General features: G+C 72.8%; 24 protein-coding genes, 2 tRNA genes and 1 riboswitch. Of the genes, 9 read left to right on the top strand and 17 right to left on the bottom strand.

What is annotated here, in order from left to right; genetic code table 11:
* Positions 1-40: 40 nt before the first annotated feature.
* Both F9B16_RS10885 and F9B16_RS10880 read right to left on the bottom strand, forming a co-directional pair.
* The gene (locus F9B16_RS10885; RefSeq protein WP_151539888.1) at positions 41-2,554 is read right to left on the bottom strand and encodes an ATP-dependent Clp protease ATP-binding subunit; all 2,514 of its coding nucleotides are present in this window, start codon (positions 2,552-2,554) and stop codon (positions 41-43) included.
* Between the two features lie 113 nt (positions 2,555-2,667).
* Complete coding sequence (locus tag F9B16_RS10880; protein ID WP_151539887.1) at positions 2,668-2,901, bottom strand: hypothetical protein; 234 nt, start codon at positions 2,899-2,901, stop codon at positions 2,668-2,670.
* A 442-nt stretch (positions 2,902-3,343) separates the two neighbouring features.
* On the opposite strand from F9B16_RS10880, the gene F9B16_RS50790 reads away from it, so the two are divergent.
* Positions 3,344-3,787: an STAS domain-containing protein gene (locus F9B16_RS50790; RefSeq protein WP_192808711.1), complete on the top strand. Its 444-nt coding sequence runs from the start codon at positions 3,344-3,346 to the stop codon at positions 3,785-3,787.
* Between the two features lie 10 nt (positions 3,788-3,797).
* Here F9B16_RS50790 and F9B16_RS10870 read toward each other — a convergent pair whose 3' ends face one another.
* The 6 genes from F9B16_RS10870 to F9B16_RS10845 all read right to left on the bottom strand — a co-directional run bounded on the left by F9B16_RS10870 (position 3,798) and on the right by F9B16_RS10845 (position 9,666).
* Positions 3,798-4,181, bottom strand: a complete 384-nt coding sequence (locus F9B16_RS10870; protein WP_151539885.1) for an STAS domain-containing protein — start codon at positions 4,179-4,181, stop codon at positions 3,798-3,800.
* 125 nt (positions 4,182-4,306) lie between these two features.
* On the bottom strand, positions 4,307-5,260 hold the full coding sequence (locus F9B16_RS10865; RefSeq protein WP_151539884.1) for a sensor histidine kinase: 954 nt from the start codon (positions 5,258-5,260) through the stop codon (positions 4,307-4,309).
* Between the two features lie 107 nt (positions 5,261-5,367).
* The gene (locus F9B16_RS10860; protein WP_151539883.1) at positions 5,368-6,279 is read right to left on the bottom strand and encodes an RNA polymerase sigma-70 factor; all 912 of its coding nucleotides are present in this window, start codon (positions 6,277-6,279) and stop codon (positions 5,368-5,370) included.
* A 37-nt stretch (positions 6,280-6,316) separates the two neighbouring features.
* Positions 6,317-7,399 (bottom strand): NAD(P)/FAD-dependent oxidoreductase, encoded by a 1,083-nt coding sequence (locus F9B16_RS10855; RefSeq protein WP_151539882.1) that lies wholly within the window; start codon positions 7,397-7,399, stop codon positions 6,317-6,319.
* 81 nt (positions 7,400-7,480) lie between these two features.
* Positions 7,481-8,677 carry a Cmx/CmrA family chloramphenicol efflux MFS transporter gene (locus F9B16_RS10850; protein WP_151539881.1) on the bottom strand — a complete coding sequence of 399 codons (1,197 nt, stop codon included), beginning with the start codon at positions 8,675-8,677 and terminating at the stop codon, positions 7,481-7,483.
* Positions 8,674-9,666: an NAD(P)/FAD-dependent oxidoreductase gene (locus F9B16_RS10845; RefSeq protein ID WP_151539880.1), complete on the bottom strand. Its 993-nt coding sequence runs from the start codon at positions 9,664-9,666 to the stop codon at positions 8,674-8,676. Before F9B16_RS10845 ends, F9B16_RS10850 begins: the two co-directional genes overlap by 4 nt.
* Positions 9,667-9,758: 92 nt before the next feature.
* Between F9B16_RS10845 and F9B16_RS10840 the strand changes: the two genes are divergently transcribed.
* Positions 9,759-10,373 (top strand): helix-turn-helix domain-containing protein, encoded by a 615-nt coding sequence (locus F9B16_RS10840; RefSeq protein WP_151539879.1) that lies wholly within the window; start codon positions 9,759-9,761, stop codon positions 10,371-10,373.
* On the opposite strand, the gene pabB is transcribed toward F9B16_RS10840, so the two are convergent.
* From pabB to F9B16_RS10825, 3 genes are all read right to left on the bottom strand, one after another.
* Entirely contained in the window at positions 10,284-12,401 is a 2,118-nt protein-coding gene (pabB, locus tag F9B16_RS10835; RefSeq protein WP_151539878.1) for an aminodeoxychorismate synthase component I, read from the bottom strand. The two genes, F9B16_RS10840 and pabB, sit on opposite strands and share 90 nt — an antisense overlap.
* A gap of 24 nt (positions 12,402-12,425) precedes the next feature.
* Positions 12,426-12,507, bottom strand: a riboswitch (ZMP/ZTP riboswitch).
* A 54-nt stretch (positions 12,508-12,561) separates the two neighbouring features.
* Positions 12,562-13,164 (bottom strand): TetR/AcrR family transcriptional regulator, encoded by a 603-nt coding sequence (locus tag F9B16_RS10830; RefSeq protein WP_151539877.1) that lies wholly within the window; start codon positions 13,162-13,164, stop codon positions 12,562-12,564.
* 15 nt (positions 13,165-13,179) lie between these two features.
* Positions 13,180-14,451 carry an RNA-guided endonuclease InsQ/TnpB family protein gene (locus F9B16_RS10825; protein WP_225991539.1) on the bottom strand — a complete coding sequence of 424 codons (1,272 nt, stop codon included), beginning with the start codon at positions 14,449-14,451 and terminating at the stop codon, positions 13,180-13,182.
* Positions 14,452-14,769: 318 nt separating this feature from the next.
* Here F9B16_RS10825 and hpnH point away from each other — a divergent pair, with 318 nt between their 5' ends.
* The gene (gene hpnH, locus F9B16_RS10820) at positions 14,770-15,771 is read left to right on the top strand and encodes an adenosyl-hopene transferase HpnH (protein WP_151539876.1); all 1,002 of its coding nucleotides are present in this window, start codon (positions 14,770-14,772) and stop codon (positions 15,769-15,771) included.
* Positions 15,772-15,785: 14 nt separating this feature from the next.
* Here hpnH and F9B16_RS10815 read toward each other — a convergent pair whose 3' ends face one another.
* Positions 15,786-17,030, bottom strand: coding sequence for an ion channel protein (locus F9B16_RS10815; protein ID WP_225991538.1), 1,245 nt, complete (start codon positions 17,028-17,030; stop codon positions 15,786-15,788).
* 205 nt (positions 17,031-17,235) lie between these two features.
* Positions 17,236-17,781, bottom strand: a complete 546-nt coding sequence (locus F9B16_RS10810) for a nuclear transport factor 2 family protein (RefSeq protein WP_151539875.1) — start codon at positions 17,779-17,781, stop codon at positions 17,236-17,238.
* A 41-nt stretch (positions 17,782-17,822) separates the two neighbouring features.
* On the opposite strand from F9B16_RS10810, the gene F9B16_RS10805 reads away from it, so the two are divergent.
* Complete coding sequence (locus F9B16_RS10805; RefSeq protein ID WP_151539874.1) at positions 17,823-18,749, top strand: transposase; 927 nt, start codon at positions 17,823-17,825, stop codon at positions 18,747-18,749.
* A gap of 6 nt (positions 18,750-18,755) precedes the next feature.
* Here the strand turns inward: F9B16_RS10805 and lepB are convergent, their stop codons facing one another.
* Together lepB and F9B16_RS10795 are read right to left on the bottom strand one after the other, a co-directional pair.
* Positions 18,756-19,658 carry a signal peptidase I gene (gene lepB / locus F9B16_RS10800; RefSeq protein WP_151539873.1) on the bottom strand — a complete coding sequence of 301 codons (903 nt, stop codon included), beginning with the start codon at positions 19,656-19,658 and terminating at the stop codon, positions 18,756-18,758.
* A 134-nt stretch (positions 19,659-19,792) separates the two neighbouring features.
* Entirely contained in the window at positions 19,793-20,698 is a 906-nt protein-coding gene (locus F9B16_RS10795) for an SDR family oxidoreductase (protein ID WP_151539872.1), read from the bottom strand.
* Positions 20,699-20,794: 96 nt separating this feature from the next.
* Between F9B16_RS10795 and F9B16_RS10790 the strand changes: the two genes are divergently transcribed.
* Together F9B16_RS10790 and F9B16_RS10785 are read left to right on the top strand one after the other, a co-directional pair.
* Positions 20,795-21,388 (top strand): TetR family transcriptional regulator, encoded by a 594-nt coding sequence (locus tag F9B16_RS10790; RefSeq protein WP_151539871.1) that lies wholly within the window; start codon positions 20,795-20,797, stop codon positions 21,386-21,388.
* 26 nt (positions 21,389-21,414) lie between these two features.
* Positions 21,415-21,738, top strand: coding sequence for an antibiotic biosynthesis monooxygenase family protein (locus tag F9B16_RS10785; protein WP_151539870.1), 324 nt, complete (start codon positions 21,415-21,417; stop codon positions 21,736-21,738).
* A 390-nt stretch (positions 21,739-22,128) separates the two neighbouring features.
* On the opposite strand, the gene F9B16_RS10780 is transcribed toward F9B16_RS10785, so the two are convergent.
* The gene (locus F9B16_RS10780) at positions 22,129-22,506 is read right to left on the bottom strand and encodes a hypothetical protein (RefSeq protein WP_151539869.1); all 378 of its coding nucleotides are present in this window, start codon (positions 22,504-22,506) and stop codon (positions 22,129-22,131) included.
* Positions 22,507-22,731: 225 nt separating this feature from the next.
* Here F9B16_RS10780 and F9B16_RS10775 point away from each other — a divergent pair, with 225 nt between their 5' ends.
* Positions 22,732-23,076, top strand: a complete 345-nt coding sequence (locus F9B16_RS10775; protein ID WP_151539868.1) for a hypothetical protein — start codon at positions 22,732-22,734, stop codon at positions 23,074-23,076.
* A gap of 287 nt (positions 23,077-23,363) precedes the next feature.
* Here the strand turns inward: F9B16_RS10775 and F9B16_RS10770 are convergent.
* Positions 23,364-23,436 (bottom strand) — tRNA-Arg (locus F9B16_RS10770).
* Between the two features lie 192 nt (positions 23,437-23,628).
* On the opposite strand from F9B16_RS10770, the gene F9B16_RS10765 reads away from it, so the two are divergent.
* Together F9B16_RS10765 and F9B16_RS10760 are read left to right on the top strand one after the other, a co-directional pair.
* Entirely contained in the window at positions 23,629-24,063 is a 435-nt protein-coding gene (locus tag F9B16_RS10765) for a hypothetical protein (RefSeq protein WP_151539867.1), read from the top strand.
* 152 nt (positions 24,064-24,215) lie between these two features.
* Positions 24,216-24,308: transfer RNA gene (locus F9B16_RS10760), tRNA-Ser, on the top strand.
* The last annotated feature ends 60 nt before the right edge of the window (positions 24,309-24,368 follow it).

The raw sequence follows: 24,368 nt of genomic DNA, 5'->3' as shown, positions 1-24,368 counted from the left end.
GCCCGAGGCGCGGCGCGGAACGTGAGGCGAGCCGGGCCGGTCAGGCGCCCCGGGCGGCCGGGACCGCGGTGATCTCGATCCCGCCGTCGGAGGCGCCGACGGCCGCCGTGGCGCCCTCGTCCAGCTCTCCGCGCAGCAGCATCATCGACAGCCGGTTGTCGACCTCCCGCTGGATGGTGCGGCGCAGGGGGCGCGCGCCGAACTCCGGCTTGTAGCCGCGCTCCACCAGCAGGTCCTTGGCCGCGTCGGACACGTCCAGGCCGACGTCCTGGCCGCGCAGCCGCTGCCGCGTCCCGGAGAGCAGCAGGTCGACGATCCGCCGCAGCTCCGGCCTGCCGAGCCGGTCGAACACCACGATCTCGTCGATCCGGTTCAGCAGCTCGGGCCGCAGCGTCCGCTCGACCAGGGCCATCACCTGCGCTTCGAGGTCCGCCGCGGGCTCCTCCGGCTGCGAAAGGATCATCTCGGCGCCGATGTTGCTGGTCATGATGACGATGGTGTTGCTGAAATCGACGGTGCGGCCCTGCCCGTCGGTGAGCCGCCCGTCGTCCAGGATCTGCAGCAGGACGTTCATCACGTCGGCGTGCGCCTTCTCGATCTCGTCGAACAGCACCACGCTGTGCGGGCGGCGCCGGACCGCCTCGGTGAGCTGCCCGGCCTCCTCGTAGCCGACGTATCCGGGCGGGGAGCCGACGAGCCGGGAGACGGTGTGCTTGTCCTGGAACTCGCTCATGTCGATGCGGACCATGTGGTCGTCTCCGCCGAACAGCGTCCCGGCCAGCGCGCGCGCCAGTTCTGTCTTGCCGACGCCGGTCGGCCCGAGGAAGAGGAAGCCGCCGATCGGCCGGTCCGGGTCCGACAGCCCCGCGCGCCCCCGCTGGACGGCCTCGGCGACCGCCTGGACGGCCCGGTCCTGCCCGATGACCCGTTCGTGCAGGTGCCGGCCGAGGTTGAGGATGCGGTCGCGCTCCTCCTCGGTGAGCGTCTGCACGGGGATGCCGGTGCTGCGCGAGACGACCTCGGCGATGTCGGTGGCCATCACCTGCGGGGCGGTGTCCTCGTGGTGCCGGGCGGCCTCGATCTCCGGTCGCAGTTCGTCGATCTCGGCGGCCAGCTCCTTGGCCCGGTCGAACTGCTCGGCCCGGACGGCCTGGTCCTTGTCGCGGTGCAGCGCGTCCAGCCGCTCCTCCAGAACGCGGGCGCCCTGGTCGGGGGCCTGCGCGCGCAGCCGGACCCGGGCGCCGGCCTGGTCCATCAGGTCGATCGCCTTGTCCGGCAGGAACCGGTCGCTGACGTAGCGGTCGGACATCGTCGCGGCGGCGTCGATCGCCTCGTCGGTGATCTTCACCTGGTGGTGCGCCTCGTAGGCGTCCCGCAGCCCCGCGAGGATCTCCACCGTCTGCTCGACGGTCGGCTCGGACACCAGCACCGGCTGGAAGCGGCGCTCCAGCGCGGCGTCCTTCTCGATGTTCCGGCGGTACTCGTCGATCGTGGTGGCCGCGACGACGTGCAGCTCGCCGCGGGCGAGCGCGGGCTTGAGGATGTTCGCCGCGTCCATCCCGCCCTCGGCGGAGCCGGCGCCGACGAGGGTGTGCACCTCGTCGATGAAGATCACCAGCTCGTCGGAGTGCTCCCGGATCTCGTCGATGACCTTCTTGATCCGCTCCTCGAACTCGCCCCGGTACTTCGAGCCCGCGACCATGCCGGTGAGGTCGAGCGCGACGACCCGCTTGCCCTTGAGCGTCGCGGGCACGCTCCCGTTGACGATCCGCTGCGCGATGCCCTCGACGATCGCGGTCTTGCCGACGCCGGGCTCGCCGATCAGGCACGGGTTGTTCTTGGTGCGCCGGGACAGCACCTCGACGGCCTGCTCGATCTCCTCCTCGCGGCCGACCACCGGGTCGATGTCGCCCTCGCGGGCCTCCTCGGTGAGGTCGCGGCCGTACTCGTCGAGGGTCGGCGTGGCGCCGGACGCCCGCGCGCCCGCCGAGGGGCCCGCGCCCGTCCGGGCCGTGCCGTCGCCCGCCATCGCGTCCTGGAACCCGTCGGCGGTGACGCCCTGCGACTCCATCAGCCGGGCCGCGGGCGACGCCGGGTTGGCCATCAGCGCGAGCAGCAGGTGCTCGGGGCCGATGTACGACGAGCCGAGCGCGCGCGACAGGCGCTGCGAGTCGAGGATCGCCCGCTTCGCGGCCGGCGACAGGGTACTGGGCGCCCCGCCGGGCGTGCCCCGGGAGGCCGTCTCGGAGACCTGCTTGACGATCCCGTCGGGGTCGGCGCCCGCCGCGCGCAGCAGGGACCGTCCGGGGTCGGCGCTCGCCCCGGCCGCGAGCAGGTCGAGGACGTCGAGGTCGGGCGCCCCGCGGTCGGCGGCGAGCTGGACGGCCGAGGACAGCATCGCCCGCGCGGGCTCGCTCAGCAGCCTGCCGACGTCGACCCGCTGGACGCCGGGCCGCGCCGGGGGCCAGCTCTCCTGCCCGCCGAACACCCGCCCGGCGAGCAGGTCGAAGCCGCGGAACGGGTCGTCGAAGAAGGATCCGAAAGGCGAGGACACGCTGACCCCCAAGGCGTCATGGACATTCGTCCACAAGGAGGTCACCTCGCCCCGGCTGCACTAATCCCAGCGAATCCCCAAAATCGGGTGACCAGGGAGCCGTGCCGCGGCCTTCAGCCGAGCCGGGACCGGGTGCGGCGCAGCAGCCGGAGCAGGCAGCCGCCGGCGGCCAGCGCGGACGCGAAGGCGGCGGGCGCGGCGGCGAGCAGCCACAGGCCCGTCCGCCACGTGCCCTGGAGCAGGTAGGCCACCGCGAACAGCAGCAGGACGAACGTCAGGGTCGTGAGCAGTCCCGCCGCCAGGGCCGCGGCGATGATCAGCACGGTGCGGGCGAGGGCCCGGCCCACGGCCGCCCTCCGGGCCCGCGGCCTGCGCGCGGAGGCGTGCGGGCGCGACGCGGGCGGCGCTCCCAGCGTTCCCGGCATTCCTCGCGTTCCCCGTGTTCCCGGCGGGCGGGGCGGCGCCAGGTCCGCGACGGCGGCGGCCGGCCCGGCGGCGGCCCGCGCGCGCAGTCCCCGGCGCTCCCCTCGGTATCGGGCTCCCGGTGCCGTGTTCCGCTGCGGCTCGCTGCTCATCGTCTTTCTTCGTCGTGTCGATGTCGACCGTCGAGTCTTCCAGGGAGGCCGCGCCGGGCCGGCGACCCGCGGGGAGCGCGGCGATTCCCGGCGGGCGGCGCAAGCGCCGCAAAAAGCCCCGTTTCCGGGTGCCGGAATTCCGGTCTTTCCCGGGAAAGCGTCCGAAACGGGAGAAATGAATGACGGGCCTCCCGCCGGGTATGGAGCAGCCACCATGGGCCTGACCGTGCAGAGCCGGGCCGACCCGGTGCACACCGATCTGGTCGTCGTCACGCTGACCGGCGAGGTGGACGTGGCCACCGCCGGCCGCCTGCGCGACCACCTCGCCGCGCTGATCGCCCGCGGCGCGCGCCACCTCGTGCTGGACTTCTCCGGCGTCGCGTTCATCGACTCCAGCGGGCTCAGCGTCGTCGCCGGGATCCACCGGCTGCTGTGCTCGCCCGAGCACACCGGCCCCGGCTCCGCGCAGGACGGCGCCCACGAGGACGGCTCCCGCGAGAACGGCGGCGCGCCGGGGACGCTCGCCCTGGCCGCGGTGAACCTGCGGATCCGCGAGGTCCTGCGCACCACCGGGTTCACCCGGTTCGTGCCGATCTACTCGACGGTGGAGCCGGCGGTCGCCGTGCACCGGACCACGGTCCCGCCCGACGGTTCCTGACCCGGCGCGCTCACCCGGACGGCGGGACGCCGGTGCCACCGCCGGGCGGCGGCGGGGCGGCCAGCGCGTCGTCCAGGGTCGGATGGACCGGAAGCCGCCGGTCGACGTGCGTGACCTGCAGCACGTACAGCACCTCGCCGCTCAGCGGCCCGGCCAGCACGGCGCTGCCGCCGCGGCCCTCGGCGGCCAGGTAGAAGCGCAGCAGCAGGCTGAGGCCCGCCGAGTCCAGGAACCGCAGGCCGCTGAGGTCCAGCACGACGTGCTCGCCGTGCTCGCGGCGCAGCGCCCGCATCCGCTGCTCGGCGTGCTGGACGGTGTCCACGCCGAGCTCCCCGGCCAGCACGATCACGGCCCGGCCGGCCACGGCGCGGCCCGTCACGGCGCACTCGGCCATCCGCCGCCTCCAGGTCCTCGGGAGCGCCGTCGCCGCAGGCCGGACGGCTGTTCCGGACGGTCCGGGGCGACGCTTCGGGTGGAATGTCCGCGAAGCGTACTCGCTGCGCGACGGCGGCGGGCCGGTCAGCGGGCGAAGTACGCGCGGACGGTGGTGCCGCCCGCCCCGGTGTGCACGCGGACGAGGTCGGCGAGCCGGTTGACCAGCAGCAGGCCCCGCCCGCCGGGCTCGTCGGGCGGCACGGGACGGCGCCCCGCGAGCGGGTCGGCCAGGTGCCCGCCGTCGCGGACCTCGACGATCACGTGCGCGCCGTCGTCCCAGACGGCGAGGACGCCCGCGCCGCCGCCGTGCCGGACCGAGTTGGCGGTCAGCTCGCCGACCGCCAGCTCGACGCTCATGGCGCGCCGCTCCGGCATGCCCGCCCCCGCGGCGCACCGGACGGCGAACGCCCTGGACGCCTCCAGCGAGCCGAGGTCGAACGGCACCCGCCCGGCGGACTCCGGAGGCGCGGGCAGGGGCACGTTGTGGGCGGCGACCACCGCCTCGGGCGCGTAGCGGTCGCTGGCGCGCGTCCCGGCGGCGTCGATCAGGACGGGATGGGTGCGGGCCGCCTCGTCCAGCACGCGCCGGTCCAGCCCGCCGGCGTCGTACGGGCACAGGATCGTCGCGGCGCGGCCGGCGAACGCCGGGTTGATCAGCGCCTCGTGCTGCGCGCACGCGGGGTACTCGGCGGCGCTGCGGGACGGCCATACCGGCTCGCCGACGATCCGGACCCGCCGCCCCGGATGGCGGTCGGCGAACGCGCGCAGGACGCCGGCGATGATCCGTCCGGGGTTGCGGCCCGCCCGGGTCATGTCGGCCCAGTGCACGCGCCGGGCGCCGGACCCGAGGCGGCCGGCCACGGCGTCGCGCAGCGGCCCGAGCCGCCAGGCGGGCACCGCGACCGCGACGGGCTCGCCCGCCGCGACGCCCTCGGCCACGAACGGGACCGTCCCCGCCAGGTACTCGGCCCGCCCCCGGTAGAACAGCGCCGGGTGCCGGAAGGGGCCGCCCGCCGCGTCCGGGTGCGTCCCGCTCATGGCCGTACCTCTGGCTGTGCTTCGCGTCGAATGGTCCACCGGGCCTGGTGCCCGCGAGCACGGGCCACGGCACCCGCAGGATACGGCGCCCCGGCAGGGCCCCTGGATCAGTGCAGGCTGAGCGGGGTCTCGGAGTTCACGCGGGTCAGCTTCTCGGGGTTGCGGACGTAGTAGAGGCCGGTGATGCGGCCGCCCTCCACGCGGGCCGCCATGACGCCGTCGAGCTCCCCGTCCAGCCGCAGGACGAGTGCCGGGCCGCCGTTGACGAGGGTGGGCTCGGTGGTGATCAAGGCCTTGGTCTTGCCGGTGCCGCCGACGATGTACCGGGCGACCTTCGACGCCCCGACGACCGGCCGCGGCCCGGCCTGCTTGATGCCGCCGCCGTCGCCGATCAGCACGATGTCGGGCGCGAGGACGTCCAGCAGGCCCTGCAGGTCGCCGGTGTCGAGCGCGCGCTTGAACGAGTCCAGTACCGCCTGGGTCTCCCCGGCGGAGACCGTCTCGCGGGGGCGGCGGGCGTCGACGTGCCTGCGCGCGCGGTAGGCGATCTGCCGGACGGCCGCGGGGCTCTTGCCGACCGCGGCCGCGATCTCCTCGTAGCCGACGTCGAACGCCTCGCGCAGCACGAACACGGCGCGCTCGGTCGGCGACAGCGTCTCCAGGACGAGCATCAGCGCCATCGACATGCTCTCGGCGAGGACGGCGTCCTCGGCCACGTCCGGCGCGGTGAGCAGCGGTTCCGGCAGCCAGGGGCCGACGTAGGACTCCTTGCGGCGGGTCATCGCGCGGAGCCGGTTGAGCGCCTGCCGGGTCGTGATCCGGACGAGGTAGGCGCGCGCGTCCTGCACCTGGCGGAGGTCCACCGTGACCCACCGCAGCCACGTCTCCTGGAGGACGTCCTCGGCGTCGGCCGCGGAGCCGAGCATCTCGTAGGCGACGGTGAAGAGCAGGTTGCGGTGGGCGACGAAGGCCTCGGTCGCCGGGTCGGTGGCCGGGTCGGTGGCGTGGTCGTCGGTCATGTCCTCGTCCCTGTCCTGTGCCGGATCCGCCGGCCCGTCACTTCGATCCGGGGAGCCCGGTCGCGCCGATGCCGGTGCGGGCGCTGAACCGGGCGCCGCGCACGACCCCTTCCTTGGTCATCGCGGCGGCCCGTCCGGCGAGGAAGCGGCGGCGTGGGCTGTCGTCGCGGTGCGAGGGCTGGATGACGCCGTCCCGGCGGCCGAGGCTGATGCACGTGGCGACGTAGTCCACCGAGTACGGCTTGAGCGGGCGGCCCTGGATCATCCGGGCCACCGTGTCGGCGGCGTGCGCGCCCTGCGGTTCCGCCGTCTGGCAGGACATGCGCGACCCGGGGACGGCGGCGCAGTCGCCGGCGACGACGATCCGCGGGTCGCCGGTGCTGCGCAGGTACTCGTCCACGAGGGCGCGGCCCCGCTCGTCGACCTCCAGGCCGCTGCGCGCGGCGAGGTCGGGGACCGCGCCGATGACGGCCCACAGGGCGAGGTCCGAGGCGAGCCGTCCGCCCGAGCCGAGCAGCACCTCGCCGTCGTCCCGCACTTCCGTCACCGTGTCGTCCAGCACCGTCACATTCAACCGTTCCAGGCCGGTCCGCACGCGCGCGCGGGCCTTCGCCGAGAGGGACGCCGCGAAGTCCCGCCCGACGAGCCGCACCGTGAGGCCGGGCCGGGCGTGGGCGATCTCGGCGGCGGTCTCGATGCCGGTCGGCCCGGCGCCGACGACGGTCACCGCGGCGCCCGCGGGCAGGGCGGCCAGCGCCGCGCGGGCCTGCCCCGCCCCCTCCCACGTCCCGACCGGGACGGTCCCGGGCAGCGGCGCGAGCGTGCTCCCGACGGCGAGGACCAGGTAGTTGAAGTCCAGGGTCTCGCCGCCGTCGAGCATCACGCACCCGTCGCCGATCTTCTCGACGGCGGCCTGCCGGGTGCGGATCCCGGCGCGGAGCATCTCCGCCAGCGGGGTCGCGGCCCGGCCCGTCCCGGCGATCCGCTGGTGCAGCCGCACCCGCTCGACGAACTCGGGCCGCGGGTTCACCACGGTGATCTCCGCGCCGGGCGCCTTTTTCGCCAGCCGGTTCGCCGCGAGGGTCCCGGCGTATCCCGCGCCTGCCACGATCACCTTCATGTCCGCCTCCTCCGTCTGGATGGGTCTGCCCACAAGACACCGCGGAGGCCGCGCGCATAACAGCGCCGCAGGTAACGTGCGTCACACCGCGGCGGGCGCGGGTTGCGCGCGGCGCTGGGAGAGCGCCCGGTCGAGGAGCGCGGCGGGCACGACGGCGGCGGCGAGGGCCGCGCCGATCCAGGTGACGGCGGTGACGCCCGCGCCGGCGTCCAGCGCGACGCCGGCGAGCGCCGGGACGAGGCTGATGCCGAGCTGGAACGCCGAGACGGTGGTGGCGCCCGCGAGCGTCGGCGCGCGTCCGGCGATGGCGAACACCCGCCCGTAGATCGCCGGGTTCAGCACGAACCCCGCGACCCCGAGGAGCAGGACGAGGGGGACGACGGCCCACGCGTGCCGGGCGAGGAGCGCGAGCAGGACCGAGCACGCGAGGATCCCCGCGGCCCCGGCGAGGAGCGCGTGCGTGGGCCGCCGGTCGGCGATCCGGCCGCCCGCCGACAGCCCGGCGAACGCGCCGGCGCCGAACAGCGCGAGGATTCCGGGGACCCACACCGCCGGGACGCCGGTGACGCCGGTCAGCAGCGGCGCGAGGTAGTTGAAGGAGATCATGTAGGCGGCGGTGCTGAGCAGCGTGGCGGCGTACACGACCCACAGCTGCGGCCGCCGCATGGCGCCGAGCTCGCGCCGCACGCTGGGCTCCTCGCCCGCGCTCGTCGCGGGCACCGCGGTCAGGCTCAGGACGGCGCCGAGGGCGGTCAGCGCGGCGACGCCCCAGAACCCGCCCCGCCATCCGGTGAAGTGGCTGAGCAGCGCGCCCGCCGGGCCGCCCGCGATCATCGCGAGGCTGAGCCCCGACACGACGACGCCGGAGGCCCGCGCGGTGCGGTCGGGGGAGACGAGGCCGACGGCGGTGACCGCGGCGACCGCCCAGTACCCCGCGTAGGCGAGGCCGCAGACGAAGCGGCAGCCCAGCAGCACCGTGTAACTGCTGGTCAGCAGCCCCGCCGCGACCGCGACCGCGAACACGGCCTGGGTGGCGACGAGCGTGGTGCGGCGCGGCCAGCGCAGCGTCAGGATCGCGAACGGCGGCCCGCCGATCACGACGCCGAGCGCGAACGCCGAGATCAGCGCTCCGGCGGACGGCAGGCCGACGCCGAGGTCGGCGGCGATGTCCGGCAGGACCCCGGCGAGCAGGAACTCGGCGCTGCCCATAGCGAACAGGCTGAACGCGAGCAGGTACACCCCGAGCGGCAGCCTTCCCCGGGACGGCGCCGACCTCATCGGGTCCCACCGCCCACTGCGCCGAGGGCGGCACGGCGCCGCGCGACGGCCCCGGCGACGTCCTCCTCCAGCAGGTCGCTGTTCATGGCGAACGCGGCGGCGGAGCCCATCCCGGCGGCGGTGACGACCTGGGCGCGCGGGTCGGCGACGTTCCCCGCCGCCCAGACGCCCGCCACGCTGGTGCGTCCGGTGCGGTCGGTGACGACCCATCCGCTGCCGTCCTTCGCGCAGCCGAGCCCCGTCAGCAGGCCGTCGTTCGGGACCATGCGGGGGAAGAGGAACGCGGCGTCGCGGGGGACGACCCGGCCGTCCGCGAGCGCGACGCCCCGCAGCCGGTCCCCGTCGACGGCCAGGTGCTCGATCCGGCCTTCGACGATGCGCAGCCCGCGCGCCTCCAGCCGTTCGCGGTCCTCCGCAGTCAGGTCGAGGGTGTGGGCGAAGAAGGCGACGTCGTCGCTCCACCCGCGCAGGAGCAGCGCCTGATGCACCGCGCCGGGGCTGGTGCCGAGGACGGCGAGCGGCCGGTCGCGGACCTCGAACGCGTGGCAGTACGGGCAGTGCAGCAGGTCCTTGCCCCACCGTTCGCGCACGCCGGGGATGTCGGGCAGCTCGTCGCGGAGCCCGGTCGCGACGAGGACGCGGCGGGCGGTGAGCACCGGCCCGCCGTCCAGGCGCACGTGGAAGCCGGGCTCGATGTGCTCGACCCGTCCGCGGATCAGCCCGACGCCGTACCGGGCGACCTCGGCCCGGCCGAGGTCCAGCAGCGTCGCCGGGGGCAGCCCGTCGCGGGTCAGGAAGCCGTGCATGTGCGCCGCGGGCGCGTTGCGCGGCTCGCCGGCGTCGATCACCGCCACCCTGCGGCGGGCGCGCCCGAGCAGCAGGGCCGCGTTCAGCCCGGGCGCTCCGGCGCCGATCACCACCACGTCGTGGGCCCCGTCGCCGGCGGCGCTCCGCACGCCGCCGGGCTGGTCGTTCGTCGTCTCGTCCACGGCGATCACCTCCGCCGCCGATGCTCCGGCCCGGGGCGACGGACCGACAACATCTGTTGCCGTTTCCGGGACGCGGGCGGTGGAATGGGGAGATGACCGAGCACTCCCCGGCGGCCCCGGCCGGCGCGATCGCCGACACGCTGGCGCAGGTCGGCCCCCGTCTCAAGCGCGTCCGGACCCGGCGCGGCGTGAGCCTCGCGGCGCTGTCCGAGGCCACCGGCATCTCCAAGAGCACGCTTTCCAGGCTGGAGACGGGCCAGCGCCGCCCGAGCCTCGAACTGCTGCTGCCCATAGCGCAGGCCCACCAGGTGCCGCTGGACGAGCTGGTCGGGGCGCCGCAGGTCGGCGACCCGCGCGTGCGCGCCAAGCCCGTCGTCCGCAACGGCCGCACGGTGATCCCGCTGACCCCGCACCCCGGCCCGATCCAGGCGTGGAAGTCGATCATCCCGGCTGACCAGAACACCCCCGACCCGTGTACCCACGAGGGCTACGAGTGGCTGTACGTGCTGTCCGGGCGGCTGCGGCTCGTCCTCGCCGACCACGACCTCGTCATGGGCCCGGGCGAGGCCGCCGAGTTCGACACCCGCCTGCCGCACTGGTTCGGCCCCGCCGGCGACTCACCCGTGGAGGTGCTCAACCTGTTCGGCCGGCAGGGGGAGCGCGTCCACATCCGCGCCCGGCCGCGCCCCCGCGGCGCCGCCCGGTGACGGCTCCGGCGCCGGGGGCGCCGACGCGGCGATCGCGGCGACCATTGCGCGGGCCTTCACCAGGATCTCGGCGAACTCCTCCTCCGGGTCGGACAGCGCGACGATCGCGCCGCCCACGTTGAAGGACGCGCCGCCGCCGGGCACCGCGACGATCGTCCGGTTGACGACGCTGAGCTCGCACGCGCCGCTGAGGGAGAACCAGCCGAGCGCGCCGGAGTAGACGCCGCGGGCCCGGCCCTCCAGCCGGTCGATGATCTCCATCGTCCGGACCTTCGGCGCCCCCGTCATCGACCCCGGCGGGAACGCCGCGCGCACGCACCCGACCGCCGTCACCCCGTCGCGGAGCCTGCCCTCGACCGTGGACACCAGGTGGTGGACGGGCGCGAACGACTCGACGTCGAACAGCCGCGGCACCCGGACGGAACCGACGGCGCACACCGTGTTCAGGTCGTTGCGGACGAGGTCGACGATCATGAGGTTCTCGGCGCGGTCCTTCTCGCTGCCCGCCAGCTCGCGGCGCAGGTCCGCGTCCCGTTCCGGGGTGGCGCCGCGCGGCCGGGTGCCCTTGATCGGCTTCGACCGCACCAGCCCGCCGGCGCCGACCGCCAGGAACTGCTCCGGCGAGGCGCTGAGCACCGCGACGCCGGGGAAGTCCAGCAGCGCGCCGTACGGGACGGGGCTCACCCGCCGGAGGTGCGCGAACGTGGCGGCGGGGTCGATCGCGGCGCGGGCGGTCGCCGTGTTGGACAGGCAGATCTCGTACGACTCGCCGTCGCGGATCTCGTCGAGGCACTCGCCGATCAGGGCGAGGTAGGCGTCCCTGTCGTGGTGCAGCTCGACGGGCGGTTTCGCCGCGCCGTCGCCGGTCAGCGGCCTGATGGGGGCCGCCGGCCCGGACGGCAGGCCGCGGACGAGTCCGGCGGTGGCGGCGAACCACGCGTCCACCTCGGGGTCGTCGGCCCGGCGGCTGAGGCGCAGCAGGTAGGACTCGCCTTCCGCGTGGTCGATGACGAGGGCCCGGTCGGCGAACACCATCGCGGCGTCCGGGGTGGGCGAGGCGTGCGCGGCGGCGCCCCCCGTCTCCGCCTTCAGCTCGTAGCCGAGGTAGCCGACGTACCCCAGGCGGAACCCGAACGGCAGATCGTCGTCGTCGGGCAGCGCCCGCCGCGTCACCTCCCGTTCCAGGTAGTCGAAGAACGAGCCGGCCGCCTGCTCCGCCACCGTCCCGTGCTTGTCCACCCGGACGCGCCGCTCCCCGACCCGGTACGTCACCAGCTCGCCGAGCGGTCCGGCGCCGTCGCCCATCATCGTGAACCGGGACGTCCCCTCGGCGTGCGTGCCGCTGTCCAGCCAGAACGCGCCCGGCCGCCCCGCGAACACCGTCCGGTAGGCCGCCTCGGGGTCGGGCGCCGCCGCGAGCCGGTGGACGCGCAGCCGGTACGGCCCGGCGTCGTGGTGGGCGCGCGTCAGGTCGCGGAAGTTGGCCAGCAGCTCGCGGCCGTGGCCGGTGCAGATGGACTCGGGATGGAACTGGATGCCCCAGATCGGCGCCGACCGGTGCCGCACCCCCATCAGCACGCCGTCGTCGGACCACGCGACGGCCTCCAGCTCGCCGGGCAGCGCGGTGACGGCCAGCGAGTGGTACCGGACGACGGGCATCGGCGACGGCAGCCCCGCGAAGAGGCCCTCACCGGTGTGGACGACCTCGGACACCCGCCCGTGCACGGGCTCGGGCGCGTGCTCGACCTTCCCGCCGAGCCGGTGGCAGATCCCCTGGTGCCCCAGGCAGACGCCGAGCAGCGGCAGCGACCACTCGTCGATCACGCGGGCGCCGATGCCGACGTCGCGGGCGCGGTCGGGACGTCCCGGCCCGGGGGAGATCACCACGTTGTCGAAGTCGGCGGCCGACAGCCCCGACCAGTCGGCATCGTTGCGGACGACCGTCGGCGGCCGCCCGTTCACCTCGCCGAGCAGCTGGTACAGGTTGAAGGTGAACGAGTCGTAGTTGTCGATCAGAAGTGTCCGCATCGGCGACCGCTCCCGGGCGTCGTCATGGATCGCCCAGGCGCACGGCGGCCGTGTCGGGCCGCTCCCCGGTGGTGCTCCACCCTAGGCGCCAGTCACGGCCCGCCCACACTGTAACCGCAGGCGGCGCCCGGCGGCCGGGTCGGCCGGGGGGCGCACGGGGTCAGGCCGGTTGGAGGCCGCGGAGGGTGCGGTCCAGGACGGCGCCGACCTCGGCCCGCGCGGCGGCCTGGTCGTCGGCGCGCGCGATGACGAGGCTCGCCTCGATGATCATCGCGACGATCAGCCGGGCCAGCACCTCCGGCGGCTGCCGGTCCAGCTCGCCGGCGCCCATCGCCCGCTCGAGCCATTCGGTGAGCAGCCGCAGCCCGTGCCGTTCGGCGAGGTCGTTCCAGGCGTCGGCGCCGAGCACGATCGGGCCCTCGACGAGCACGAGCCGCTGGAAGTCGCTGTCGACGCAGGTGTCGAGGAACGCGGCGAGTCCGTCGCGGATCTGCGCCAGCGGCCCGCCGGCCGCCGGGCGGTCCAGCTGCTGGCGGATCAGCCGCTCGGCCAGTTCCGCGCCGACCTGCTCGACCACGGCCCCGAACAGCGCGGCCTTGTCGCGGAAGTGGTGGTAGAGCGCGCCGCGGGTGACGCGGGCCGCGGCGACGACGTCCTCGGTGCCGGTGGCGGCATACCCGCGCTCGGCGAACAGCGCGCGGGCGGCGCCCAGCAGTGCGGCACGAGTGTCGGCGGCATGCTCCGCGCGTCGAGACGGCGTCATACGGCGAACCTATAGTCAGCTTCTCGGTCGTGGACGGCCGGGCTTTCGGCTCGGTCGTCCACACCTCGTTGCGCTCCCCAGCGCGGCCGGCTGCCGCGCTGCGGTCGCATCACCCTTCCCCTGAACAGGGGTCGGGTCGGGCATGCTGACAAATGCCCACGCCGTACGCGCCCGTTGGCGGACGTTCACGGCGGCGATGTGGTCTGCGGGGCCAGCGAGCCCGCACCGACGACAGCAGAAATGGTCCCGGTCGGGACGGTTTCCTCGTGCGACGTGCCCGCAGCGCGGGCATCGCTGCGAGGTGTAGGCGGGATCGACTTGCAGGACCGGCACCCCCGCCCGCTCGGCCTTGTAGGCGATGTAGGTGCCGAGCTGGTGGAACGGCCAGGTGGAGAGCGTGACCCGCTGGTGCCGCCTAAGCCGTACCCGGCCGCGGATACCGCTCAGTTCTTCGAGAGCGATCCCGCGTCCGGTGCGTTGGGCATCGGCCACGATCTGCTTGGCGATCTTGTGATTGATGTTCGCGGCGTGCCGCCCCTCGCGGGCCTTGCGCCGCGTCAGGCGGCGGGCAGCCGAGCGGGACCCGGCGGCCTTCTTCCTCTGCAGTTCGGCACGCCGCCGCGCCTGCGCCCGCCGGTACCTGCTCAAGTCCCTGCCCTGGTAGTTGGCGCCGTCGCAGGTGGTGGCCAGGTTCACGATCCCCCGGTCGACACCGATCCAGTCGACCGGGTCGGTGTTGAGCGGGGCCGCGTCGACCTCGCAGGTGGCGTACAGGAACCACATGCCGTCCCGGTGCACCAGGTCCGATTCGCCCTTGCGATGCTCGGCCAGGACCTTCAGCTGCGACGGCCTGCCGGTGAACGCGATCCTCTGCATCCGGCCGTGGACGGTCCAAATCGACACGGTGCCCGCATCCATCTGCCAGCTGAGACACCGATCATCGAACGGCTGAGCCGCATCGAGCCGGAACGCGACGGGCTTGGACTCGGCCTTACGCCGCCGTTTGGAGTTCTCGCCGCCCAGCAGCCCGGCGGCGATCTGGCTGCGCAGCGTGGTGTAGGCATCGGCGGTCTTGCGGATCACGTGCAACGCCGGCTGCGCCGACAGCCCGGCTGCCTTCAACTCGGCATAGACGAGCTTTTGCAGCCCGGCCCGCGAGAACATTTTCTTCTCGTACGCCTGGCCCGATATCCGGTTGGCCAACGCGTTGCAGGTGCGCAAGGTCGCGTGCAGTGCCGCCGCCTGCTCGGGCGTCGGTAGCAGCTTCATCTGCACCACCAGCTTCATGGTCGACACCTTAAACCGCTTATGGCAGGCCCCGGCCGCAAAATCGGAATCTGGCCCGGGCATTCGTCAGGCTTGTGGCGTTGCTCATGCCATTCATGCGCATTTGCTCCTCGTCTTCAAACGCCGGGCCTGCTCGTGCGCCACCCGCCCGAGGACGCCCTGTCCTCAGCGATTCATTCCGGCCCTGAAGGATCGGGATCCCTTGCCGGAAGCCTGTTGACATACAGCTACCATGTTTCATACTCGCTGTATGGAGCATCGTCTGGAGGCCGGGACGGCCCGGCGCACGGACGACACCCGCGGAACGGGGAGGCGCACATGGGACTGCCCATGCGGCTGGCGGTCAAGATCGGAACCCACCTGGTGCGGCAGAAGCTCCGCGGCACCGCGAAGTTCCCCATGATCATGGAGCTGGAACCGCTGTTCGCCTGCAACCTCAAGTGCGCCGGCTGCGGCAAGATCCAGCAGCCCGCGTCGCTGCTCAAGCAGCGGATGCCGGTCGAGCAGGCGGTCGCCGCCGTCGAGGAGTGCGGCGCGCCGATGGTGTCGATCGCCGGCGGCGAGCCGCTCATGCACCCGCAGATCGACCGGATCGTCGTCGAGCTGCTGCGGCGCCGCAAGTTCGTCGTCCTGTGCACCAACGCGGTGCTGCTGCGCAAGCACCTGCACCGCTTCCGCCCGCACCGCGACTTCGCGTGGATGGTGCACATCGACGGGCTGAAGGAGCGCCACGACGAGTCCGTCAGCAAGGACGGCGTCTTCGACCAGGCCGTGGACGCGATCCGGGCCGCCAAGGCCGCCGGGTTCGCCGTCTACACGAACTCGACCTTCTTCAACACCGACACGCCCGAGACCATCCGGGAGACCCTCGACTACCTCAACGACGAGCTCGGCGTCGACCGGATGGAGATCGCGCCGGGCTACGCCTACGAGAAGGCCCCCGACCAGGACCGGTTCCTCGGCGTCCAGCAGACCCGCGCGCTGTTCGCCGCGGCGTTCGCGGGCGGCCGGCGGCGGCGCTGGCGGCTCAACCACTCCCCGCTCTACCTCGACTTCCTCGAAGGCAAGCGCGAGTTCGCCTGCACGCCGTGGGGCGTCCCGTCGTACTCGCTGCTCGGCTGGCAGAAGCCCTGCTACCTGCTCGCCGACGGTTACGCCGCCACGTGGAAGGAACTGCTGGAGACCACCGACTGGGACGCCTACGGGCGGGGCCGCGACCCGCGCTGCGACAACTGCATGGCCCACTGCGGCTACGAGCCCACCGCCGTCCTCGCCACCACCCAGTCCCTCCGCGAGAGCCTCCGCGCGCTGGCCGGCTGACGTGCCGCGTCCTGTCAGCCCTCCTTGATGAGCATCTCCGGGCGTCCCATGGCCAGCAGCCACGGGGGCAGGATGACGACGCACAGGAGCGGCAGCAGCTTGATGTCGGTGACGACGGCGACGGCCATGAACAGGCTCAGCCAGCCCTGCCGGGTCAGGGCGACGAGGAGGCCGAGCACCCCGGAGCTGATCGCCAGGGACACCGGGACGGCGCCGACCAGCCGGTTGGCGAGCAGCCCGATCGCGAGGCCGGTGAACACCGCCGGGAAGATCCTTCCGCCGCGGAACCCGCACGCCGCGGCGACCAGCAGCGCGGCGAGCTTCACCACGATGATCAGCAGCAGCCCGCCGGTCGAGTGGGACGACGCGTGCGCGGTGAGCGTCTTCATCTCGTCCAGGCCCTTGAACAGGGTGATCCGGCCGCCGATCGCGCCGAGCACCCCGAGCAGCGCGCCGCCCGCCGTGATCGCGACCACCGGGCCGGGCAGCCGGTGGAACGCGGCGTGGACGTGCGGGAACGCGTACACCAGCAGCAGGCCGAGCGCGCACGCGGCGAGGGCGATGACCGAGCCGCTGGCGAGGTCCGCGAACTCGAAGCGGCGGTAGCCGGGGACGTCCACGGTCAGCATCGGCGCGGCGAGCGCGACGGTGGTGAGCGCCCCGGCGCCGGCGGCGACGAGCGGCGCGAACAGGCGGTCCCACAGCGGCGTGCCGGGCTTGCCCAGCGCCGTCTCCGACAGGATGAGCGCGGCGGCGACGGGCGTCCCGAACAGGGCGCCGATCGTCCCGGCCGCCGCGAGGCCGACCCACGCCTCGCGCGGCACGGCGGGCAGCAGCCGCGTGCCGAGCGCGAACGCCAGCGCGATGTTGACGGCGGTGATCGGGTTCTCCGGGCCGAGGCTGACGCCGCCGGCGAGCGTCAGCACGGTGGCGAGCAGCAGGCTAGGGACGACGGGTGCGGGGATCGGCGGCGCGACCAGGCCCTCGGTGGCGGGGTCGGGCCCGGCGCGTCCCGGGACCTTCGCGACGGTGAGCCCGACCGCGACGCCCGCCAGGGTGAGGATCAGGAACGTCCACCAGGCGGGCTCCCCGCCGATGCCGAGGGCGTGCGGCAGCCGGTCCCAGACGGCCTTCTGCAGCACCTCCGCGACGGTGCTGACGCCGAGCAGGAGCAGGCTCGATCCGATGCCGATCAGCAGCGCGGGGACGGCCAGCGCCAGCAGGGCGGCGGGCTTGGTCGCGGTGGTACTGCCGGCCACCCCGTCCTCCCCCCGGACCCGGCACCATCGATCTTCCCTCTCCTACCCGCGAAGATCAGCCCGCGCTGAAACCCATGGTCAAAGATTCGCGCGGCGGCCGGCCCGAAGACCTCCGGCCTCCGGGGCGGCGGCCGGCCCGAAGACCTCCGGCCTCCGGGGCGGCGGCCGGCCCGAAGATCTCCGGCCTCCGGATCACCCGGACGGATCAGGCGCCGAGGGGGAGGATGTCGCCCTCGGCGAGCTTGCGGCCGGCGATGCCCGCGAAGCCGTCCCGGTCGGTGTAGCTCTCCTCGCCGATGATGCGGCCCTGCTCGTCGATCGGCCACACGATCGCCATCCGGGTCTCGTACAGGTAGAACGCGTCGGGGTCGTCGACCTCGATGCCGAGGGCGAGCAGCGTCCGCCCCGGGTAGGCCATCCGCATCAGCCCGTCGGTGACCACGCAGTCGCGGTCGACGGCGAGCCGGTCGATGTCGTGCTCCAGCTGGGTCGCGCCGGACGCGACGAAGTCGCTGTAGAAGGCGCGGACCTCGGCGCGGCCGCGCGGCCGCATCCCGGGCGCGCCCGGCGTGCCCATCCGGTACGCGGGCTCGTCGGTGAGGGTGGCCATCAGGCCGTCGAGGTCGCCGCGGGACTCGGCCTTGGTGTGGGCGATGACGATCTCGAGGTTCCTGCGCAGGACCGGGTCGGTCTCCCGGGCCAGCCGCTCCTCGAGCGCGGCCCACGACTTCCTCGGGTCGATGACAGCCATCCCGATCTCCCTCCGGTTGTGTATGTTGTAGACTTAGCAGGGTGGCCACGGAACCGTCAACGAACTCCTCTCCCGTCGTCCGGCGCGGCCGGACCGTGCGGGACGTCCTGTCGGCGGCGCTGGGCGTCCTCGACGAGGGCGGGCTGGAGGCGCTGACCATGGCCGCCACCGCCGCCCGGCTCGGGGTCACCCCGATGGCGATCTACCGGCACGTCAAGGACCGGGACGCGCTGCTGGCCGGGGTGTCCGGCCTCGTCCTGGAGGACGTGGCCGCCCCCGGCCCGGGGGCCGCCGTGCCGTGGGACGACGCGGTCGAGCTGTGGATGCGGGACGTGCGCCGCTGCCTCGTCGCCCACCCCTGGATCGCGCCGCTGTTCGGCACGCACGCGCGGCTGTCACCCGCCTGGGCCGCGGCCCTCGACCGGCTGCTGACCGCGCTGGAACGTGGCCCGTTGGACGACGACGCGCGCGCGGACGCGTTCGTCTGGATCGCCCGCACGACCGTGGGAGTGGCGCTCTTGGAGGCCAAGGCCCCGCTGTCGGACGTGACCCATGACGTGGGGGCGGCGCTCGGCGACACGGTGCCGGGCGCGTCCGAACGCTGGTCCCGCATCGCCGGCCGCATGGCGGGCTACCACGACGACGACCTGTTCGACGACCTGGTGCGCCGCACCCGCGCCCGCCTCACCGACCCACAGCCGCCTTGTTTTATAAAACAAGCGGAAGAGCACGACCTCTCCGACGACCAGTGGGCCTGCATCGCCGGCCTCCTCCCGCCCGACGGCCGCGGCCCGCACTGGATCGACCACCGCGCCGTCATCGACGGCATCCGCTTCCGCGAGCGCACCGGCGTCTCCTGGCGCCGCGTCCCCGCCCGCTACGGCCACTGGCGCACGATCTACGGCCGCTTCCAGCTGTGGACCCGCGACGGCACCTGGCGGCGCATCACGACCGCATTGGAATCCTGACGCCCGTCAGCCCTTCCGCAAACGGCGCCGCAGCAGGACGACCGGCGTCGCGGCCGCCATTCCGAGGGCGAACGGAGCCGCGGGCGCGAGCCCGCCGATGGTCTGATCGAAAGTGCCCGGGATGTGCAGCATCTTCATCCGGTTCACCGGCCACACCACGACGAAGGCGCGGCCGATGACCCGGTCCTCCGGAATGGCGCCGCCGCCGGGATCCTTCTGATGCGCGCGCGAATCCGCGGACAGTTCCCGGTGGTCCCCCATGACCCACAGCGTCCCCGGCTTCACCGTCACGTCGAACGGCTGGTCGGACGGCTTGTTCTGCTCGTGGGTGACCGGATCGGTGTAGAGGTACGACCGCTCGTCCAGGGCCGTCCCGTTGACGGACACGCGGCCCTGCGCGTCGCAGCACTTCACGTGGTCGCCCGGCACGCCGATGACCCGCTTGATGTAGTCCTTCTCGCCCGGCGCCACCCCGAACGCGCTGCCCACCCACCGGAAGAACCGCGACACCGGATTCGTCGGCTCCTCGTACGTCACCTCGGGATCCCAGGAGTCCATTCCGTTGAACACCACGATGTCGCCGCGCTTGACGTCGCGCGTATGGTAAACGACCTTGTTGACGAGGACCCGGTCGCCGATCTCCAGCGTGTTCTGCATGGACCCCGACGGAATGTAGAAGGCCTGCACCAGGAACGTCTTCACCACGAGCGCGAGCACCACGGCGACGACGATGAGGACGGGCAGCTCCTTCCAGAACGACCCTTTCCTCTTCTTCTTCGCCGGCTCCGCCGAGCCGTCGCCCGCTCCCGGCTCCGCTCCGCCGGACGGCCGCTCCGAGGCCTCGTCTCCAGGTGCGGACCTGTCGAGGTCCTCCTCGCGGGGCGCCGCGCCGTCAGAGCTGGAATGCATGTCTCTCCGATCCCCCTCGGGCCTGCCGTCCAGGCGGGATCCTACTGTCGCGGCGCCCCGTCCCCTCCCCGAAGAGACCCCTCTCCACCGAACCCGGCGTCCGAAATCAACCGATCAGAGAAACAAATCCGGCTCTAGCGGCCCGCGAGATAGTCGCCGTGCTCCAGGTCGTCGAGCAGCGTCGGGTGGACGGGTGTCCAACCGAGCAGCTCCTGTGTGCGCGCGCTGGAGACGGGCGCGTCGAATCCGTAGACGGTGGCCATGAACGGGCTCGGGAAGTGCGCGGCGGCCTCGTCCGGCGACAGCGAGACCGCGGGCAGCCCCAGCCCCCGCCCGATCGCCTCCGCGACGCTCTTCAACGTCACACCGCTCTCGGCCACCCCGTGGAGAACGCTTCCGGCGGGGGCCTTCTCCAACGCCAGGCGGAACAGGACCGCCGCGTCGAGCCGGTGCACCGCGGGCCACCGGTTGCCGCCGTCGCCGACATAGGCCGACATTCCGGTCTTCCGTGCGGTGTCGACGAGCATGCCGATGAACCCGTAATCGCCCGGACCGTGGACCGTCGGAGCGAGCCGGACCACGCTCGCGCGTACCCCCTGACCTGCGAAGTCCAGGCAGGCCCGCTCGCCCGGGATCCGGAAGCCGGCGATCCCCGCCGGGTCGGGCTCGTCCTGCTCGGTGCTCTCCCGCCCAGCCGGCATGACCAGCGTCCCCGAGGTGCTGACGAACGGCTTGCCCGAGCGTCCCAGCGCCCGTCCGAGCGTCTCGATCGCGGTCCGGTCGCGCCGCATCATGTCGTCGGGATCGGCGAAGTCGCCCCCGAACGCCATGTGCAGAACGCCGTCGGCGGCCTCGGCGCCGCTGCGCAGGCTGTCGAGATCGTCCAGCGATCCCCGGTGCGGCACCGCACCCAGCGACTCCAGCCGCGCCGCCGCGGCGTCCGAGCGCGCGAGCCCGGTGACGGTGTGCCCGGCCGCGACGAGCTCGGCGACGACGGCCGGACCCGTCAGCCCGGACCCTCCGGTGACGAAGACATGCATGAGCTTCCCCTTAACGCCAGTGACTGACGCTTCTTAGCGCCAGTCACTGACCTTACACGTAACGCCAGTCACTGGCACCTGAGGTAGCCTCGGGGAGTGCCACGGAGCGGAGCAGAAGCGCGCCGCCGCCTTCGCCAGGCGGCCTTGGAGCTGTACAAGGAACGCGGGTTCGACCAGACGACCACGGCGGAGATCGCCGCCCGGGCCGGCGTCAACGAGCGCACGTTCTTCCGCCACTTCCCGGACAAGCGCGAGGTCCTCTTCGACGGCGAGGCCGACCTGCGCGACGCGCTGACGCACGCGGTGGCCGAGGCTCCCCCCGGCCTCGAACCCCTCGACGTCCTGCTCGGCGCCTTCCTGAAGGCCGGACGCCTCCTCGAGGAGAACCGCCCCTTCTCCGAACCCCGCCTCGAGATCATCGCCGCGACGCCCACGCTCCGCGAACGCGAGCTGGCCAAGGCCGCCCTGCTCACAGACGCCCTGACGGACGCCCTCCGCCGGCGCGGCGTCCCCGCCCGCCTGGCCGCCCTGGCCGCCCAGACCGGCTGGGCCGCCTTCCACCAGGCCGCCCAATCCTGGATCGACGACCCCTCAGACCCCCTGTCCACCCACCTCCACCAAACCTTCGCCGACCTCCAATCCCTCTCCGCAACCAGAACCCGCCCGCCAAGCCCGCCCGCCGGGGGCTAGCGAAGCGGCGGAGCTATGGTCGAGCCATGATGATCGCCAGAGTCTGGCGCGCAACCGCCACCCCCGCAGGTGCGGAGGCTTACCGCGAACACTTCACCGGCTCAGTGCTACCAACGCTCCGCCGCCTAGCCGGACACCGAGGCGCCTACCTGTTCCGCCTGGACGGAGACGACCTCGTAGAGCTGGAAGTCATGACCCTGTGGGAGTCCGAAGAGGCGATCCGAGCCTTCGCCGGAACCGACATAACAACAGCGGTGGTAGAGCCGGAAGCACAAGCCGTGCTCCACTCCTACGACAAGAAAGTCAGCCACCGCAAAGTCATAGTCGACCCCACGAACCCCCCGACCTAAACAGCGCCCGCACCACCAACACCACGCCGACCCCGCGACCACCGCCACAGCCGCCAGAACGACCACGACCAGAAAAGCGCTCGACGGGAGCCGAAGACCCCAAGTGGCCAAGGCGCCAGGACGTTCGCCGAGTGAAAGATCCGGGACGCCGGAACGGTTCGCCTGACGCAGTCCGCGCCAAGGCGAGCCGACGGAAGCCGCGACTGGTGATGGGAAGCTGAAGCCGCCGGACGCCCGTCCTGACTCCCCAACTCCAGGCGCTCCACACCCAACAGGCGCCAGACCCACGAACGGTGAGCTGTGGCTCCCGTGCCAACGCAAGCGGCCCTTGCGGAGTCCACGGGGGCCTCTGACCAGTGCGCACCAGAAGGGATTCGAACCCTTTAAAGATCATCCGACTCCCGTGCCACCCGGAGAGCACCGGACATATCCGCCCTCCGCGGGCAGCTCGTCCTCGTAGTCGCATGCGGCAACTGCTTCGTATCCCGCCCGCCAGGCGAAGGTGAGGAGCTTCGAGACCGCGTCCACCATCTGGCTGGGGGCGGCCTCCTGCTTGACGACCTCGATCTTGATAGGCCAGGTGGGGAAGTCCTCCGCGTCCGAAACGAAACCAGGGTTGCGCAAGACCTCGATCTCAAGTCCGTTGAGCTGTGCAACAGCGCCGTCAAGGGAGGTAGCGATGGCTTGGGCCACCAGGTCAACCGCAGCGTCCTTGGACAGACCGCGTAGGTAGAGCCCGCAGTAGTCGTAGCGCCCCGGCGTGATCATCTGTAGCCTCCCCTCGCCGTCGTCTCCAACGAACCGCGGCGAACGGACCTGTCCGGAGGTGCCTCCGCGCGAACGGCGCGCTCACCGTGACAGACAGATTCGCGCGTACGCACCTTCCAGGTCCAAGCGGGCTCGAGGAACCACGCGCTCAACCGATCTCCTGAGCGGGGCCGGACGACTACGACCGGGTACCGCGGAAGCGGCCTCGTGGTTCATCATGAACCGATGTCTTTGCCTCGCCTCCTCGTCGTATTGGGATTCTGCTCGCTGCTCGTCGTGGTGGTCCTCGGCCTCTGGCCAACGCACATCTATGTGGGCAAGGACAAGCAGAGTTGCGGGTCGGTGTGGCTCTCCCGCTCGCCGAGTCATGATCACCCGATAGGCAGCGACCCGACCGGCGAGTTCGACCTCCAGCGCGAGCTTCGATGTGATGAGGCCAGAGATCAGGTGAAGCGTCCAGGCCAAGTGGTCGTCGGGCTCACCGTGGTGCTGTTCTTGGGGGCCGCCGTCGTGGAGCGCCAGCGCTCACGGCGCGCCCGGGCTCAGACTCCACCCCCGCCTGCTCGTTGACGGCGCCGCCCTCTTCCCGCGCGGGGTCCTGTCCCCGTGATGGCCCGGGCCGTTCTTCCTCCCCCGGCTTCGACGAGACCCGTACTTAGCAACGGACAGGTTCCGTCAAGGGTGACCGCAGGGCCATCCAGTAGTGCACCGATTCTGCGCGGCGTATGCGTCCAGATGCGGGACTGCTGGTGGCGACAGCGGCGGCCGAGGGAGCCCTTCAAGGCGTGATCGGTGCCGTGGCTCCCGGCCAACGTAAGAGGCCCCTCGCGGTGATCGCGAGGGGCCTCTGAGCTGGGCGCACCCGAAGGGATTCGAACCCCTAACCTTCTGATCCGTAGTCAGATGCTCTATCCATTGAGCTACGGGTGCCCGTTCGGGGCCAACTGTACCGGCTCCTGGGACCGGACGGCGAATCGGCGGTCGAAGACGCGTCCTCGTCAGTGTGAGCCGGGTCACGGAACCGTCTGTGGCGAACTAGCGCCAAAGGTGTAATCGAGACGGATGTGACTGCTGAGGTTTACCCTCGTCCGAAGTCCCAAACCCCCCTGAAGGAGAAAGTTCATGCGCATGTCTGCCGCCAAGCTCGTCGGCGTCCTGGCCATCGGTGGCGTGATTCTCGGCTCCACGGCCTGCGGCCCGGTGGACTCCATCACCGGCGGCGGCAAGAAGAAGACCGCCTGCAAGAACATCGAGACGGAGTTGAAGAACGTCGCCTCGAGCGGCGGGTCGGTCACCGGCTCCGGCGGCGCCGAGTCCACGGCCCAGACGTTCTCGGACGCGGCGACCAAGATCCGCAGCGAGGGCCAGAACGCCGGCGGCGACGTCGAGACCGCCGCGACCGCGTTCGCCGGCGACCTCGACGACACGGCCGCCACGCTGCGCAAGCTCAGCTCCGGCAACCTGTCCGGCGGGACGCCCAACTTCACTCAGATGCAGCAGCACGGCGAGGACCTGGGCAAGGCCTGCGGCTACAACGCCGGCTTCCACATCGGCTGACCGACTCCGCTTCGCTCCCGCGGCCCCGGGAGCGAATCGTCCGGCCGCCTCGTCGCCCGGCGGGCGCGTTCGGACTATGCTTCAGAGCCACAGGCCAGACTTTGCCGGTTGCTACGCCGAACCGGTACCCTGTGCTGAGCCTGATGGCTCCTGGAGGATTCGCCTAGTCCGGTCTATGGCGCCGCACTGCTAATGCGGTTTGGGTTTACCGCCCATCCGGGGTTCAAATCCCCGATCCTCCGCCACCTGACCAGGGACTTCGCCCGAGATTGCGATCTTGGACGAAGTCCCTGTCGCGTTCCAGA

It is taken from the genome of Actinomadura montaniterrae, assembly GCF_008923365.1.
Taxonomy (GTDB): domain Bacteria; phylum Actinomycetota; class Actinomycetes; order Streptosporangiales; family Streptosporangiaceae; genus Spirillospora; species Spirillospora montaniterrae.
The sequence above is the reverse complement of the archived record's forward strand: the minus strand, read 5'-3'. Positions and strand labels throughout refer to the sequence as shown.